14 protein-coding genes are annotated in these 14,512 nt (G+C 59.7%); 3 read left to right on the top strand and 11 right to left on the bottom strand.

Going from position 1 to position 14,512, the window contains the following annotated elements; genetic code table 11:
* Window positions 1–1,837 precede the first annotated feature (1,837 nt).
* Complete coding sequence (locus tag EN906_RS06340; protein WP_127270412.1) at window positions 1,838–3,424, top strand: FAD-dependent oxidoreductase; 1,587 nt, start codon at window positions 1,838–1,840, stop codon at window positions 3,422–3,424.
* Window positions 3,425–3,550: 126 nt separating this feature from the next.
* Here the strand turns inward: EN906_RS06340 and EN906_RS06335 are convergent, their stop codons facing one another.
* Window positions 3,551–3,883, bottom strand: coding sequence for a hypothetical protein (locus EN906_RS06335; RefSeq protein WP_236383374.1), 333 nt, complete (start codon window positions 3,881–3,883; stop codon window positions 3,551–3,553).
* 1,467 nt (window positions 3,884–5,350) lie between these two features.
* On the opposite strand from EN906_RS06335, the gene xth reads away from it, so the two are divergent.
* Window positions 5,351–6,142, top strand: a complete 792-nt coding sequence (gene xth, locus EN906_RS06325) for an exodeoxyribonuclease III (RefSeq protein ID WP_127266514.1) — start codon at window positions 5,351–5,353, stop codon at window positions 6,140–6,142.
* A 459-nt stretch (window positions 6,143–6,601) separates the two neighbouring features.
* Here xth and EN906_RS06320 read toward each other — a convergent pair whose 3' ends face one another.
* The 8 genes from EN906_RS06320 to EN906_RS06285 all read right to left on the bottom strand — a co-directional run bounded on the left by EN906_RS06320 (window position 6,602) and on the right by EN906_RS06285 (window position 11,046).
* Window positions 6,602–6,904, bottom strand: a complete 303-nt coding sequence (locus tag EN906_RS06320; protein ID WP_127266515.1) for a hypothetical protein — start codon at window positions 6,902–6,904, stop codon at window positions 6,602–6,604.
* A 103-nt stretch (window positions 6,905–7,007) separates the two neighbouring features.
* Entirely contained in the window at window positions 7,008–7,322 is a 315-nt protein-coding gene (locus EN906_RS06315) for a DUF982 domain-containing protein (RefSeq protein ID WP_127266516.1), read from the bottom strand.
* Between the two features lie 515 nt (window positions 7,323–7,837).
* Entirely contained in the window at window positions 7,838–8,206 is a 369-nt protein-coding gene (locus EN906_RS06310; protein WP_127266517.1) for an SPW repeat protein, read from the bottom strand.
* Between the two features lie 31 nt (window positions 8,207–8,237).
* Window positions 8,238–8,549: an RNA polymerase rpb6 gene (locus EN906_RS06305; protein WP_127266518.1), complete on the bottom strand. Its 312-nt coding sequence runs from the start codon at window positions 8,547–8,549 to the stop codon at window positions 8,238–8,240.
* Between the two features lie 12 nt (window positions 8,550–8,561).
* Window positions 8,562–9,329, bottom strand: a complete 768-nt coding sequence (locus tag EN906_RS06300) for an NADH dehydrogenase ubiquinone Fe-S protein 4 (RefSeq protein ID WP_127266519.1) — start codon at window positions 9,327–9,329, stop codon at window positions 8,562–8,564.
* A 71-nt stretch (window positions 9,330–9,400) separates the two neighbouring features.
* Window positions 9,401–9,910 (bottom strand): Hsp20/alpha crystallin family protein, encoded by a 510-nt coding sequence (locus EN906_RS06295; protein WP_013525023.1) that lies wholly within the window; start codon window positions 9,908–9,910, stop codon window positions 9,401–9,403.
* 73 nt (window positions 9,911–9,983) lie between these two features.
* Complete coding sequence (locus EN906_RS06290; RefSeq protein WP_127266520.1) at window positions 9,984–10,454, bottom strand: Hsp20 family protein; 471 nt, start codon at window positions 10,452–10,454, stop codon at window positions 9,984–9,986.
* Window positions 10,455–10,692: 238 nt separating this feature from the next.
* Window positions 10,693–11,046, bottom strand: coding sequence for a hypothetical protein (locus EN906_RS06285; RefSeq protein ID WP_127266521.1), 354 nt, complete (start codon window positions 11,044–11,046; stop codon window positions 10,693–10,695).
* A 285-nt stretch (window positions 11,047–11,331) separates the two neighbouring features.
* Between EN906_RS06285 and EN906_RS06280 the strand changes: the two genes are divergently transcribed.
* Complete coding sequence (locus EN906_RS06280) at window positions 11,332–12,672, top strand: Do family serine endopeptidase (protein WP_236383373.1); 1,341 nt, start codon at window positions 11,332–11,334, stop codon at window positions 12,670–12,672.
* Between the two features lie 413 nt (window positions 12,673–13,085).
* On the opposite strand, the gene EN906_RS38130 is transcribed toward EN906_RS06280, so the two are convergent.
* Together EN906_RS38130 and EN906_RS38125 are read right to left on the bottom strand one after the other, a co-directional pair.
* Window positions 13,086–13,322, bottom strand: a complete 237-nt coding sequence (locus tag EN906_RS38130; protein WP_127266523.1) for a hypothetical protein — start codon at window positions 13,320–13,322, stop codon at window positions 13,086–13,088.
* A 475-nt stretch (window positions 13,323–13,797) separates the two neighbouring features.
* Window positions 13,798–14,512: diguanylate cyclase (locus tag EN906_RS38125; RefSeq protein ID WP_245484191.1), on the bottom strand; the 715-nt coding region annotated here is incomplete at its 5' end.

Raw genomic sequence — 14,512 nt, 5'->3', positions numbered from 1 at the left:
CCCCCTCCACAGAAGAGTACCCGCCACGCCAAGCGAGCCGTGGCGGGTAATCAACCAACCGACGATGAAGGGACGATGATCGACGGTCACATTCCAAATGTCGAAAAGGCTGTGTTGTTTCACGGGTCAGACCTTTGCGCTTCTGCATTGGAGGTTCGTCGGTGCTACACGCGTGCCTGCCCGAACAACCATCTGCGCACGGCAAAGGACCGCCACCGATCAGCAATGACGGGCCCTGCCTCGAGACTGCTCGGCTGTAAACCAAGCTATGGACTGAACTTCGATTTCAGAAGCAGGTTCCCTTGATCTCCGAACTTGAACTTCAGTGGGTCGGCCCCTACTGGGGCGCCGAGGCGGACCCGGCCGAGGCTTGGGGGCCTCGACAGGCAGCGGGGGGACGCTGCCGCTTTCGAACCTGCCTCGTCATATCAGGACTAGCGCACAAAAAAGCCCGCCACCTTTCGGCAGCGGGCTCCTGGAGAGGCAGGCCATTTGGGGGACGGGTGCTGCCCCAACGAGTTTCCTTTTTGTCACGGCCCGATCTTTGTCAATAATGAAACGTTGCTTGGCTCGATGCGGACTGCGCCAAGGATGCTACAAGATTTTTGGATGCGGTGCGGACGAGAGATGGGGGCATCACTCGGACGCGACTGGCTCAGGCGGGCTACCGCATCCACTCCACCATCGCGTAATCTGAAAGTCCGCGCCCCAATGCCTCCACGGATGGAATGCTGATGGCATCCAACTTGCGCCATTCGGTTCCTGGCTATCAAAAAAGCCCGCCGCCTCTCGGCAGCGGGCAGTGTAGGTCCCTAGGATCACCCCGCGGTAACTAAAGTACACCCCGCCTCGCCAAAAGGGAAATGTTAGATTTCTCTAATGGATGATTCGGACCCTTGGGGCTCGCCGTGGCGTATCAAATACGGGAGCTTCTTGCGGGGCGGGTGATAGCCGAGTATCGCGCAGAAGCGCCGACCTCTTTCCGTGCAGCCGAAGGCGCAACTGGTCGACCTTTGACACTTCACCGGACGGGGGACTACTTCCTTGAGGTGACCGATGAGACCAGCGGGACAGTGTTCGCGTTTCAGTACGCCGACTTGCTCTACTGAGAGGGCTCGCCTCCGTTCGGCGCACTGTTGGGTGTTGCTGATTGAGCAGTGTGCACAGCGCCGTAATGATCTGCGGGGGGGAAGAACGGCTTGACAATCATCACGCTGTCTGGGACGCCTTCAGACCCCCAGGAAAACGCACCATCGCCGCTGATGTAGACCACAGGTAGGGTTGGGTTGGCTCGCCTGACGTGCCCGGCTACTTCCCACCCAGATTCTCGAGAGCCGAGACGGATGTCCGTAAGGAGGCCGGCGAACTTGTTTGGACCCTCATCAAACGCCTTTACGGCGGCTTCGGCACTCGGCACTCCTACGACGAGAAAGCCAGCGTCCTGCAAAGCAGATTCAAGGTCGAGCAGGAGCCTGTGGAATTCCAAACCCGTCGCCACCATCTCCCGTGAGGGTCTTCTGCGCCGCTTGCCTTGATGCAGTGTATGAATTCTTGGTGACCTAGTTGCTGGTCTCGGCAAAGAGCCGCTCCCGGTCCAGAAGGTCAATAACTTGTTCCGTTTTTCCTTACCCCAGAGCGTGGAGAGGCGCGCGCGGTTCCAGTCGCCTTCACCCTTGATGATCTCCTGAAGTGCCCCGCGGTCAATCACGATCTGCGACGGTCTACCCCTTGGTAGTCCCATTTCCGCGCAAGGGAGCAAACAATTTGGATTCGTCTGCGCATTTCGGATCAAAATGCAGTTCCGACCGTTAGACGCGCAGCCAGGTTGGAGGCAGCGATGAACGTCAGTGACGAAGCCACGAAATCTCTTTGGATGAAGGACACGGAGTTGCCCTCGGCCCCGCAACTGGAACAGGATGTGCTATGCGACGTGGCGGTGGTGGGGGCTGGCATGGCCGGCGTTTCTATTGCCTACGAACTTGCGCTGGCGGGACAGTCAGTGGTGCTGGTCGACAGGGGGCGGCTGCTCGGTGGGATGACTTGCCGCACGACCGCCCACTTGGCCCCGATCTGCGACGACGGCCTAAGCGAACTCGTCAAAATCCGCGGCGAGGATCTCGCTCGAGGTTTTCAAGAGAGCCAGCAAGCCGCTGTCGACCGGATCGAGGAACACGTCAGCGATCTTGAAATAGACTGCGACTTTCGTCGGCTCGACGGATTTCTTTTTCCCGCAGCCTGGATGGACGAAAAAGAAGCCACCAAGCAATGTGATGAAGAGTATGAAGCGGCCGGCAAGGTCGGCGCAGTCGCGGAACACGGCCGCGGCGTTCCGCTGAAAGGCCATGAAGCGGCGCCGGTGCTACGCTATCCCGATCAGGCCACGTTTCACCCACTGAAATATCTTCGTGCCCTGCTTGACGATTTCGGGGAGCGCGGAGGCAAGGCTTTTGCCGAAAGTGCCGTGACCGAGATCGAGGAGGGTGAACAGATCCGCCTTCGCGTGGAAGGGGGCGCAACCATCACCGCCGACAACGCCGTGTTTGCCACAAACTCGCCGGTCAATACGGTGGTGGCGATCCACAGCAAGATGGCGCCCTATCGGACCTATGCGATGGCATTCGAGCTGCCCAAAGCAACTCTTCCGGACGCGCTCTATTGGGATATGGACGATCCCTATTACTACGTTCGTCTCCAACCTGGGGAGGGTGACATCGACTATCTAATTGCGGGCGGTCGTGATCATAAATCTGGTGAAGCCGATGACGGCTCGGCGCGTTTCGATGCATTGGACGCCTGGATCCGGGCCCTTGTTCCGGAACTGGGCCAGGAAGCAGCGCGTTGGTCTGGCCAGGTTCTCGACACGATCGATTATTGCGGCTTCATCGGCCGTAATCCTGGCAGCAAGAACGTCTTTATCGCTACCGGGGATTCAGGACAAGGAATCACCCACGGAGCGTTGGCTGGCCTGCTCATCCGGGACCTTGTCGTCGGTGGATCCAGTGTGTGGGAGGAGGTTTATGCCCCCGATCGCAAGCCTCCCTTGGCATTGGTGAACTACGTTAGCGAGAACCTGACGGCGTTGAAGAATTTCGCGGAGTATCTGTTGCCCGGCGAGATCAAATCAGCCGCCGATCTGGAACCCGGTCAGGGCGGTATTCTCCGCGACGGTTTGAGCAAACTCGCCGTGTGCCGTGACCAAAACGGTGGAACGCACATGCATTCCGCCAGTTGCACGCATCTCGGCTGCATCGTCCATTGGAATTCGACCGAGCAGTGCTGGGACTGCCCCTGCCATGGCTCCCAGTTCGCGCCGGATGGAGCCGTTCTCAATGGTCCCGCTATCCGTCCTTTGTCGGCCCGGACCGGAACCGCCTCAGATTGGTCCAAGAGATCACACGCACAATCCCACAGCGGCGCAGACTGAAACTCCCGGTCCGGTCATGAACACCAACATTTCAACCGGGCGGGGCGCTTTTCCCACCTGGACACTCTTCATCGTTCAAAATATCTCGCTGAACACGAGGATCGCGAACGCGACGACGGTGTCGCGCTAGACCAATGCCATCGGCATGTAACGGATGATTACCCTGTCTTGCCGGAAACGGCGCTCCAGTTCGGAGCGGCGGGCGCACCAATCGGACAAGTCGACTTCTTCCGCCATGACCTCGAAGATGACAATTTCGTCGATGGCGGAGTCGGCACCCTTTTGCCACAACCCCTCCGCTGGCGCCTGAAGGTAGGCAGTCACGCCATCGAACCGGGCAGCCAGCTCTTCCTTGACCCGATCGAAAGCTTCCCGCTCAAATGGCCGGCCGTCATTGTCCGCGCGCGGAAGCAGGATTTGGAAGAGGTGCATGACGACTTCTCGCTGAAAAGCATCCAACGGCTTTCATGGCGCCCCGTTCCTTCGGGAATAGCTCGGCCGGAGTGAAACTGGCGAAGCTGACGCTTGAGCGGGGGGCTGAATTCTCTGCCGAAACACACGCCCATCATTCAACGCTACGACCTCGTGCTGCCGTAAACGTGCCTGAGGTCCGCTCGACGGAGAGCCCGATTAGCGACCTTCGTGCCAGCCGCACGGCCGGATGCGAGCGTCACATCTGCCGGCTGCGACTTCGCCCAATACGCTCTCGACTGCGGGCTTTTCGACGGGCAACTCTAAGCTCGGCAAGTGTTGGCCACCACCAACCCCTCAGGCGTTCGGTCGGGCCAGCGGCCACCCTTGCGGGCCATGTCCTTACAAGTTCGCCCAGTGTAGCGGAGCGCCATCTGCCCCAAACGAATTCGCCGTTCGAAGCCATTGCGTGAGGATAAAGGGAAGTTGCGTCTGATGGCGCGACCACTTCACCGGAAATGTCGGTGAAGACGACGACCCCGTAGAGCTCGGTTGCGACAGCGCGACCCAGGTGAGGTTGATCGTGAGTTGGCAACGGGTAGCGGTGACGCCGGCGTTCAGCAGCCAGTTGGCGCGAGGCTCTGTAGCCTTCAGTATTTCTGGCGTCCACACGTCGCCGTTTTCTTTCCTCCGGCTCGGCATGGCGAGCAGCTTTTTCGATGCTTGGCCACCGGCGCCGGAGCTCGTCATATGAGCGAAATGGAACTCTCCAGGCCCGCAATTCGTCGTCCCAACTCGACCACGGGACGGCACGCAACTCTTCAAGCACTGTCCTCGAGTAGGGCGTACGAATGCGCAGGTCGTCCGCGATGTCCAGATATTGGCTCGATATTGGATCGAAGGCGAAGGCATCTCGTCCCTTGCTGTCGTCGTCGGGCGTCGTAGCGCTGCCTCTTGCGCTAGCCACCGGTCAATCCGCCGGGCTGCCGTTGTGCCGGGCACGAACCAGCTCTTGCGCTCGTCACTCCATCTCGCGCGCGGAAAAGCCTGCTGAAACCGCTCGACCGCCATTCGATCGAAGGAAAAGCGGGCTTCGGCGCCACTTGCCTCCTGCTTCTGCGGCCCGGGACGTGGGTTGTAATCCATCACAATGCATCGTTCGCGTTTTGTCGCAGGCAACGCAGTGACGGCCCTAAAAGTTCATCTGCCTAGCAAGCCTCCGGACCCCTGAACCCACGCGAAATGCCAAAGCTGTAGTGAAACTTTCCCCCCGTACCGCGGTTAAGGAGCTGAGAGGACAACACCGTCTAAATCGAACGAGAGAGCGGCTGCGGGCGAGCCTCCCCAAAGGATCGGTCGCGTGCCAGAAGAGGGGAGGGCGCAGGAGGTAAAACATGGCATCGAGACACATCGGTCGCCAGCCCAGGCGCGAGATTTGCGCCGGTATAGAAAAGGAGCGGCGGTTATTGGCGAGGCTGCCTGCAAGACTGACAACCCCGCCGCCGGCATAATGCAATGACACGCATCGCGACCTTCAATTTGAATGGCGTGAACGGTCGCCTGCCGGTGCTCATCAGATGGCTAGGTCAGACCAACTATGACATCGTCTGCCTTCAGGAGTTGAAGACCTCGGATGAGAAATTTCCCGCCGAAGCCATCAGGAACGCCGGTTACGGTGCCGTCTGGCATGGGCAGAAGTCTTATAACGGTGTAGCTGTACTCGCCCGAGGGAAAGAGCCGCTGGAGCGTCGGCGTGGCCTCCCGGGTGATCCTGACGATACTCACAGCCGGTATATCGAGGCGGAGGTGGATGGGATCGTGATCGGCTGTCTGTACCTGCCCAACGGCAATCCAGCGCCTGGCCCGAAATTCGACTACAAGCTCCGATGGTTCGATCGTCTGATCAGCTACAGCCAGGTACTGCTCAGGGAAGGCTCCCCGAGCGTTCTGTGCGGCGACTATAATGTCGTGCCAACGCCGATCGATGCCGCGGTGCCAGGACGTTGGCTAGGCGATGCGGTCTACTTTCCGGAGAGCCGGCAAGCTTACGCCGAAATGCTTGGTTATGGCTGGATCGATGCTGTCCGCCGTATCCATCCGGAGAAGGGCATCTATACGTATTGGAACTTTTCGTATCGTGGCGGTTTCGACAGGAGCTCCGGCCTGCGCATGGACCATCTCCTCGTCAGCCCGTCACTTTCGTCCAGATTACGTGATGCCGGCGTGGACGCTGATTTGCGCGGCTGGGAAAAACCGAGTGATCATGCGCCAGCCTGGATAGAGCTCAACCTACCCGGCCGTGATTGAAGGGTGCCGTTGTTCGCCAGGATGCCGGGCTTTCGCTATTGCAAAGCTGGTCTCTGCACTTGAGCATGGGATCTACCAATCTCGTGGTGGCAAAAGCTTCGCATTCACTGCTGAACTGGCCGACAAGCGCAGGCAGTTTGCGGGCGCCGAGAAGTCGCTTGCGGCCGAAAGCGATGGCAGGGGGGATGTCCTTCGGCCGCCCGATCCAATTACTTCTCAGGCCGAGCCGCGCCATCACGCGCGACCGGCCATCTCTTTGTCGCTCCCCACTAACTATTCCTGTCGGCAAGCTAAAGGATGATGCAGGAGTGAAGGCAGCCAGCGCCGAGGGTACCCGCTGGAGCTCATGGGCTTGGCTTCGGGTGGCACCAGTACGGCAGCGGCCGCGTGGGATCGCTGGTCACGGCCTGTCAGTCAGGCATCTGGCGCATGCCGCGCGGCGGGTGAACTCGCGCGGAGCTAGGTGATCTCATAGTAAAAATCGCAAATCAGATCCGCGACCTTAGTCGCTTCAAAATCAGTCATATGCGCGGCGGTCTCAAGAGCGACAGTCTCCATATCGTCCTGATCGACGGCCAGAAGGTCTAACAATTTCGCAAACTTGAATTTGAGCTCTCGGTCGCCGTCGAATTCATCGATCGTGACGTTCAAAATATTTACGTTGGCGTCTATCAGCCGCGTTTGAATGCTGTCGGAAGAGGCCGCTAACGCGCGAACGGCCGCAAAAAAGTGCTCACGCGCTTTGGTGTATTTTTCGCCCATTTAGAAACCTCGGTGGGTTAAAATGCCTTGGACGTGAGGGCGGAGCCGGGACTTAGGCTTTCGATAGCGCCGAAGTCAACGCATGATTGCCGCCGCAGGGCGTTTAACGGTCACTTTCTATAAGTTCGTCTGCACCGCCAATCTTCGGCCCTGTCATCCAAGGCGGCGCCACGGGAATGTCTTCGATCACACCCACCCTGCGTGCCCAGGTCACAAACGTCTTGTGCGCGGCCTCGACAGACTTGCGACCATCATATGCCGAGTAGCATGTATCACACGCCGCCCCGTGGAGAAGGCCGCGCCTTTCGACCGGCCATTCTTCCAGAAATTCTATGGCATCCATGACGCAACCGATTTTTCTGAGGACGAGACTGTCATCTCGTACAAAAATCGGCTGTTTGAACGTAGCGCTTTCCATCGTGACCTCCCTTCCAGCCTAAAGCGACGCTTGTGCCTCTTCGGGTGACGCAGGATTTTCCTCGGCAAAAGCATGCCGGTCCGCGTGACGCCTTCTCGGCACAGAGAGGATATTGGAAATGCCTCTTTTCAGTTCAAGAGAGAAGTGGCCGGCCGAGCCCAGCAGCCTCTTGGCAATCGTGTCGCCGTGCACCCCATCCCGCTGCCGCGCGTCGGTTCAGTCCGCGAGGGCTTCGAGCCACCAACCTGCACGTCGGCGATCTTGCCCTCGCGTAGCAGGGCGGCCTCGAACCGGCTATGGGAATTCGCGTCAAGATGTACTGGAGTGCAGCAGCCCCGCGAAGGGCCGATCCAGTACCAGAGGTTGAACTGTGTTTCCTGTTACTCATGTCCATGGCGGCCACTTCACACAAACGCGGGATAGATCGCCGAACCGGAACGGCATCAGCATCGATTGTGGTCTCGCGCGTAAAAAAAGAGCGGGCCCGGAAGATCCGGACCCGCCAGCGGCTATGATCAGGCTGCAGAAAGCGGTCGGTTGTTCGCGAGCCAAAGGCTGGCTGCTGCCAGGGCCGCAACCACAACGCCAGCGATGACGTGCGACCACATTGCTGCCGCCAGGCCGGCAAAGCCAAGCACCCAAGGTGCGGCCACAATCCACAGGCCGACGACAAGGTTCGCCCATTCTTCAAATTTGTGGAACGCCACCAACGCGCGCGCCGCGATCAGAACGGTGATTACGCCCGCGATGAAGGCGTGCCAGACGGCAACAGCATCGGCAGCATAGCCAAGGAGCCAGGGCGAGAGCGCCAGCGCGATGCCGGCAAGGATATTTACGACATCGAGCGCCGGCCTGCTGCTGTCGGAAGTGAGATTCTTCAACATCGATCATTCTCCTTTCCTGCGTTTCAGTACGTCAATGTACCGCCCTTGAGTCGAGGGCGGGTGCGGCAGCGGGCCTGTTCGGCCCGATGCCGCAAAGCTTCTTGGGTCCCGATTTGAAACGGACGCAGCCCTTCGGCGAGATCGGCTCAGTCAGGAGGAAGGATTCGATCTCCCGAGGTTCGAACGCATTGCCGGCGATCTCACTCAATGCGAGATGCGGCCGGCTCTTCGGGCTGGCCGCCAACCGGGGCGCTGCGCCGCGCGCCCGGCCCGCTGCCGCGACCGCAAGCGCGAAGGGGTTCGGGATCGTACGTTGGGCGTCGAAGTCGATCAGTGGGTCCATTCTTGCCTCCAGTCATGCGGCTATCCGGGAGCATACCGGGCTGAGCCGAGTCTGGAATCTCTGGGTGCGGCCCTCCAAGGCCAGCAGAGCGAGTTCAACCTCGTCCCGTCGCGTCGGACGTGCATTTTCCGGCATGCCTTCTGCGGTGGCCAGGTCGATCAGGTACTCGTTCCAGGCCCAGTTCTTGAGCACGGCAAGTTTCTCGTCGAGTGCGAGTACCGGGTCATCCACGACCTCCATCGGAGAGGCGTAGAATGTCTCGGGCTCGGAAAGCGCCGTCTGTATGTGCGCTGCCTTTGCACCAGCGCCATAGTTGTGGCTTGCCTGAAGCCATGCCAATTGCAGCCGTTGCCAAACCACGTCGGAAAAGACGTGCCTCTGCTCCGATGCTTGCCTGTTGCTGACCTTGGCCTGGCAGCCAGAAGATGGAGCCTGCACCACGTGGTTGAGGCCTTGGCGCTCCGCATAACGGATCGCCGCCTCAAGCGTCGGAAAATCCAGTTGAACCTGGGTCAGGGTGTCCCGGCCGCCCGTATAGCCCATCAGCGGCTCGATGAACGGGGCTGTGCGAGGTTCGAAAATCAATCGCCAGTCCTTGCGGGGCTTTGCTGAGGTCGTGGCCGAGCGGCATGGCTGGTAGATCCGTGCCGTCACGCCATCCGGAAACACTGACCGCCCCATTGACAAAGCCGGCTCGTCGAGACGAGGCCGATTGTCATTGTCCGGCCGGCCGGAGGTCTTGGTTGGGTTTCTGATGTCGCTGCTTTGAACTGTCTCCATTGTCTGTCCCTCCCATAATGAAGGGTGGTATGAGCAGCGGCCGTTACGGCCGCTGCTCATACTGCCGTGCGTCAGTTCTTGCCGTTGATTGCGATCCGCTTGGCCTTCGCCTGCGCCCGCTCGGTCTTGGGCAAGGTCACGGTCAGCACCCCGTTCTTGAAGGCGGCGTTGACCTTGTCTTCCTCGACCTCGTAGCCGAGCGGAATGAGGCGCTCGAAGCGACCGTAGAAGCGCTCGGAGAACTGCCGGTCTTTGTCCTCGGTCTCGGAACGCTTCTCGCCTTTAAGCTTGAGCGCCCCGTTGTCCAGCAGGACTTCTATGTCGCTCTCGTCCAGGCCAGGTATTTCCGCCGTGACGCGGACTTCCTTGTCCGTGTCAGAAATCTCCACGCTGGGCCAAGTGGCGGCAAAAGAGGGACTGAAGGCCGGCAGTCTGGCGCCAAAGCTGCGGAAGGCGTCATCGAACAGCCTGTTTACCTCCCGGTGGAGGGAGACGAAGGGGTCTCGATCTCCATCAGGGAAGAGACTGGGCGCCGAGTTTCCGTTGCCCCGGCCCCATGGGATCAAGTCACGTACGCTCATTGTCTTTCTCCTTTCGTAGGTCTCTGAGCCGGGCCGGACGCCCGGCTCAAGCGATGCCTTCATAGTGGATTGCTCAGGCCGCCAGCTTCTCGGTCTCGACCTTGGGCGCTTCGATCTTCGGCATGCGAGCCCCGCTGGAGATCTCGACCTTGCGCGGTTTCATCTCCTCGGGAACCTCGCGCTTGAGATTGATGCTCAGCAGCCCGTTCTCGAGGCTGGCGCCAGCAACTTTGACATGATCGGCCAGTTCGAACCGACGCTCGAAAGCGCGCCCGTTAATGCCGCGGTAGAGATACTGGCCGTTCTCATCGCCCGATTGCGACCCGCTCACGACCAGCATGTTGGGCTGGTAAGTGATGGTGAGCTGGTCCTGCGAGAAACCGGCGACCGCCATGGTGATGCGATAGTCATCATCATCAACCTTGGCGATATCGTAGGGCGGCCAGTTGTCGAACGAGGCCACACGGCTCGCATTCTCAAGCATGTCGACCATGCGGTCGAAGCCGATGCTGGACCGGTACAGGGGGGTAAAATCGAGGTTCATAACCACATCCTCCTTTGAGCAACATGGATCATAGGAGGCGCCAAGAGCCTTGCCGCCTCCTGGTCTGCCGGCCCCATCGGGCGACCGGCGACTATCAAATTTAGAATCGCGACTTGCACCTTCAAGAGGAAGAATAGGAAAATTTTCAGCGGCAGTCCGGGCGACGCACCCATGCCGCCCTCCCGCCGGCGGGGTCACTCGCCGACGGATCCATGGTGCAGGAACAATTATGTGGCGCTTAAATCCGATCGATGAATGGCACGAACCCGGCCACCACCGCGCTGTCACTGCCATCAGGACCGGCAAGCTCTTCCGATTGATCCAATTGTTGCAACGCATCCATGATCGCATCGAAGCTGACCGGTTCACCCGCCCCCGGCAGCATGCGAAGCGCTGGCACGGATTCTACCGCGCAGGCATCCGACGCCCATGACGAAAGGATGGCGCGCTTCTCCTGAACGTCCAGGGCAACGTCGGCCAAAACGTCGTGGGGGTGTTTGAAATGCCGTGCCGGATGCAGCAAGCGGTCCAGAAAAACGTCAGGGGCCACGGGTTCAATCGAGGCAAAATGGGTCGAAATGGCTGCTTCCATTGATGGTCCTCCGCTTCAGACAATCTCCTGCGTGGTTGAGTTTGGCGGCTCTCGCGATTCCCGCCAGACGAAATTTTGGAACGTCTCAAGCAGGTTTCAATGGCTCGGCACGGGTCACATCCCCGTCGTCAACGCCTTAGAACCATTTTATCGGGCCGGTGAAACAATCGGCGAGAATCTCAGTTCTGGCGTCGGACGAAAATCAAGGACCCGAATCCGGCAGGAGAACCAGTCATGTCTTACCTCTCCAGGAACTTGTGCATTGGCTTGATCACAGGAGCCCTGATGCTCTCGACTGGCGGCCTTGCTCCGGCCACCGCACAGGAAATTCCGAACGACTTCAGCGCAATTGTGCGTCAGAAGCTGCCAGCCGTTGTCGCCATCACGACCAAGCAGATCATCCAGGATCAAACGACGCTCAACGGCTTTCTCAATCCCTTCGACGGGGCAGGGCGTATCCAGCCCCAGGTGCGGGAAGCACTCGGCTCCGGCTTTGTGATCAGTCCCGAAGGCTACATCGTCACCAATAACCATGTCGTCGCCGACGCAACTGAGATTCATGTCGTGTTCTCCGACAAGGAGACGGCGCCCGCCAGGGTGGTGGGCCGCGATCCGGCAACTGACATCGCGGTATTGAAAGTCGATCCTCGGCCCAACATGACGGCGACGGCCTGGGGGGATTCGGACGCGATGCAACCAGGGGCCTGGACCATCGCCATCGGCAGTCCCTTCGGCCTCGGGGGCACGGTCACTGTCGGCGTCCTTTCTGCCCGCTCTCGCGATATCCAGGCCGGTCCTTACGACGATTTCCTGCAGACTGACGCCTCGATCAACAGAGGTAACTCGGGAGGTCCTTTGTTCAACGCGCGCGGCGAAGTCATCGGCGTCAACACGGCAATCGTGTCGCCGTCAGGCGGCAGCATAGGCATTGGGTTCGCGGTGCCCTCGCGTACCGCTCGGACTATCGTCGACCAGCTGATCAGCACTGGCCGCATCGAGCGCGGCTTCATCGGCGTGCGTCTTCAGGAGATCACGCCCTCCATCGCCGAGGCGCTCGGAATGCCGGGCGCCAAGGGAGCGCTGGTTGCCTCTGTCGAGGCTGGCAGCCCGGCGCAGAAAGCGGGAATCCAGGCCGGCGACGTGATCACCCGGTTCAACGGCAAGGACATCCAAGGCGTCCATGACCTGACGCTGGCGGCAGCAAGCCAAAAGCCGGGATCGAAAGTGACCGTAACAATGAACCGGGGCGGCACACACCAGGAATTGTCACTGACTGTCGATCAGCGCAGGGATCAGGAGGAACCGACCGGTACCATTCCAAGCCTGGGGACAGAAGACCAGCGCCTTGGTCTATCACTGAGCCCCATTCCGGACGATGCGCGCCAGCAACTCGGCCTGCAGGCCGACAGGACGGGCGTGTTCGTCCAGGATGTCGCTCCCAACAGTCTTGCAGCCGAAAGCGGCATCCGGCCAGGCGACGTTATCGTGTCGGCCAACAACCGAAACATGACCCAGCCGTCCGACGTCCGTGAGGAATGGGCGAAATCCCGTCAGCAGAAAAGACCAATGCTGTTCCGTATCGACCGGCAGGGACAATCGCTTTTCGTTGCTGTGGCAAACTCCTGACTGACAGGCCAGAGGGCGTCGCGATCTGTGCTGCTGGCCTGGCCCCCTACCGGGCGCACCAGAGTTGTGAAGCTGATGAGCGGTGTGTTTTAGGTGGCGGTCCGTTTCAACATGCGGCTGCCGGAGCTGTTCTGCAGCTTTGCACACGCGACCTGCGACGCATCGGTCGGCGAGACCAAAGTCGACCTTAGGTTCGGCGCATCGGTGAGCACATCCTGGACAAGAACAAGGTGCGATCCGCTCCTGAGCGCGTGCGCGGCCTTGTGATGCTACTCGTACGATGGTGGGAAGTCTGAAGGCCACGCGCAAGCCCTTTGACTGAACTGAACCGGGCCCAAAGGTCGGCTTCATTGAGAAAGTGCCTGCAACGCTGCCGTGGATGACAGGGCCGAATTGCACATTCCATTGCTGATCTATTCCAGACGGGTGCCCGGTTCAGCCGGGTCGTCCTCGTCGGGCTTAAGCAAGTCAATAAGCGCGGCCCCTCGTGTTCCCGGAAGTGGGCGCCCCTGTCCCATTAACGCGTCGTCAGCAAAAGCCCACGCCCACGCCTCGCTCAATTCCTCGATCGACGCACCCGTTGCGATGATCTCCGCAACTGTAATATCGTCGGCTAATCCAATGACGGAGAGAACTTCTTGCCGTGTCATCGTTTGACCGCGTTCTGACTACAACCCAACTAGATGGAGATTTCATGGAGCACTTGCAACCGATCTAATGAGGGCTGTTGCAAGATTCCCTTGCGCAAGATCAGAGGCTGCGTAATGGCGCCATTCACCTGGCCAAACGCGCGCAACATAGGGCGCAGGGCGCAGAAATCGACGGAGCCCATGCGCTCGGCATTTGCGAAGACTCGGCAAATCATCCAGATGATCGCCCATCACTGAGGCCACTTGGTGGAACTCCTACTGGACCATCCACGCAGCGGGAATCGGCTATGGGTGTTCGCAACAACCCGGAAACTCGTTTCAGGGGATTATTCTCGAAAATCGTGGTCTGCCGGGCGCGATGTGGAGATACAGGGGAACCCTTGGGTCGTCTCGGTGGACCAAAGTCCCTGAACTAACCTGTTATCATCGACGCACGGGAACCCCGCGATTCAGAAGAGCAGATCTCGGGCCACGCCTATGCCCCAAGGCTGCCCGGCCGAATATGTTTGCGCGCGGATAACTCCGGTCTGTGAAGCAGCACCCTGTTGCGGCCGGTCTGCTTGGCCAGGTAAAGTGCGGCATCCGCCCGTTGCTGTAACTGCTCCGGCGAGATCGCCTCAGCGGTCTGAACGGCAACTCCAATGCTCAGAGTGACCCAGCGCGACACGCGGGATCCAGGGTTGGGCAAAGCGGCAGCCTCGACGCTCTTACGCATTCGTTCAGCCACAGCGGCGGCCTCTTCCTCGTTCACCCCGGGCAGGAGCACGAGGAATTCTTCGCCGCCATAACGGGCAACGTGATCGCGATCACGCCTGACGTTTTCCTTCAAGATAGTTGCGACCTTTACCAAACACCGATCTCCCTCCGCATGGCCGAGGTGGTCGTTTAGCTTCTTGAAGTTATCAATGTCGCACATCAGCATCGCGGCACCGGCAAGGCAACGTTTATCACTTCCCCATAGGTGCTCGAGTGTTTCCGTCATCCAGCGACGGTTGGAGATGCCGGTGAGTGGATCGGTCCTCGCCAGGAGTACCAGTCGATCATTGGCTTTCGCCAGTTCGGCGACCCTGCGTCGGTCGCGAAGCTCAAACAGGAAAGTCTTTTGAGCGAGAATTGTCATGATGCGCCGCGCGGCCACCGTTGCAAAGATACCGCTGGCGAAGAACAGCGTCCCAGCCACTGCACTCCCA

This window comes from Mesorhizobium sp. M7A.F.Ca.CA.004.06.1.1, assembly GCF_003999135.1.
In the GTDB taxonomy this organism is placed as follows: Bacteria; Pseudomonadota; Alphaproteobacteria; order Rhizobiales; family Rhizobiaceae; genus Mesorhizobium.
Note: the sequence above shows the minus strand (reverse complement) of the source record. Positions and strands in the feature narration are given on the sequence as shown.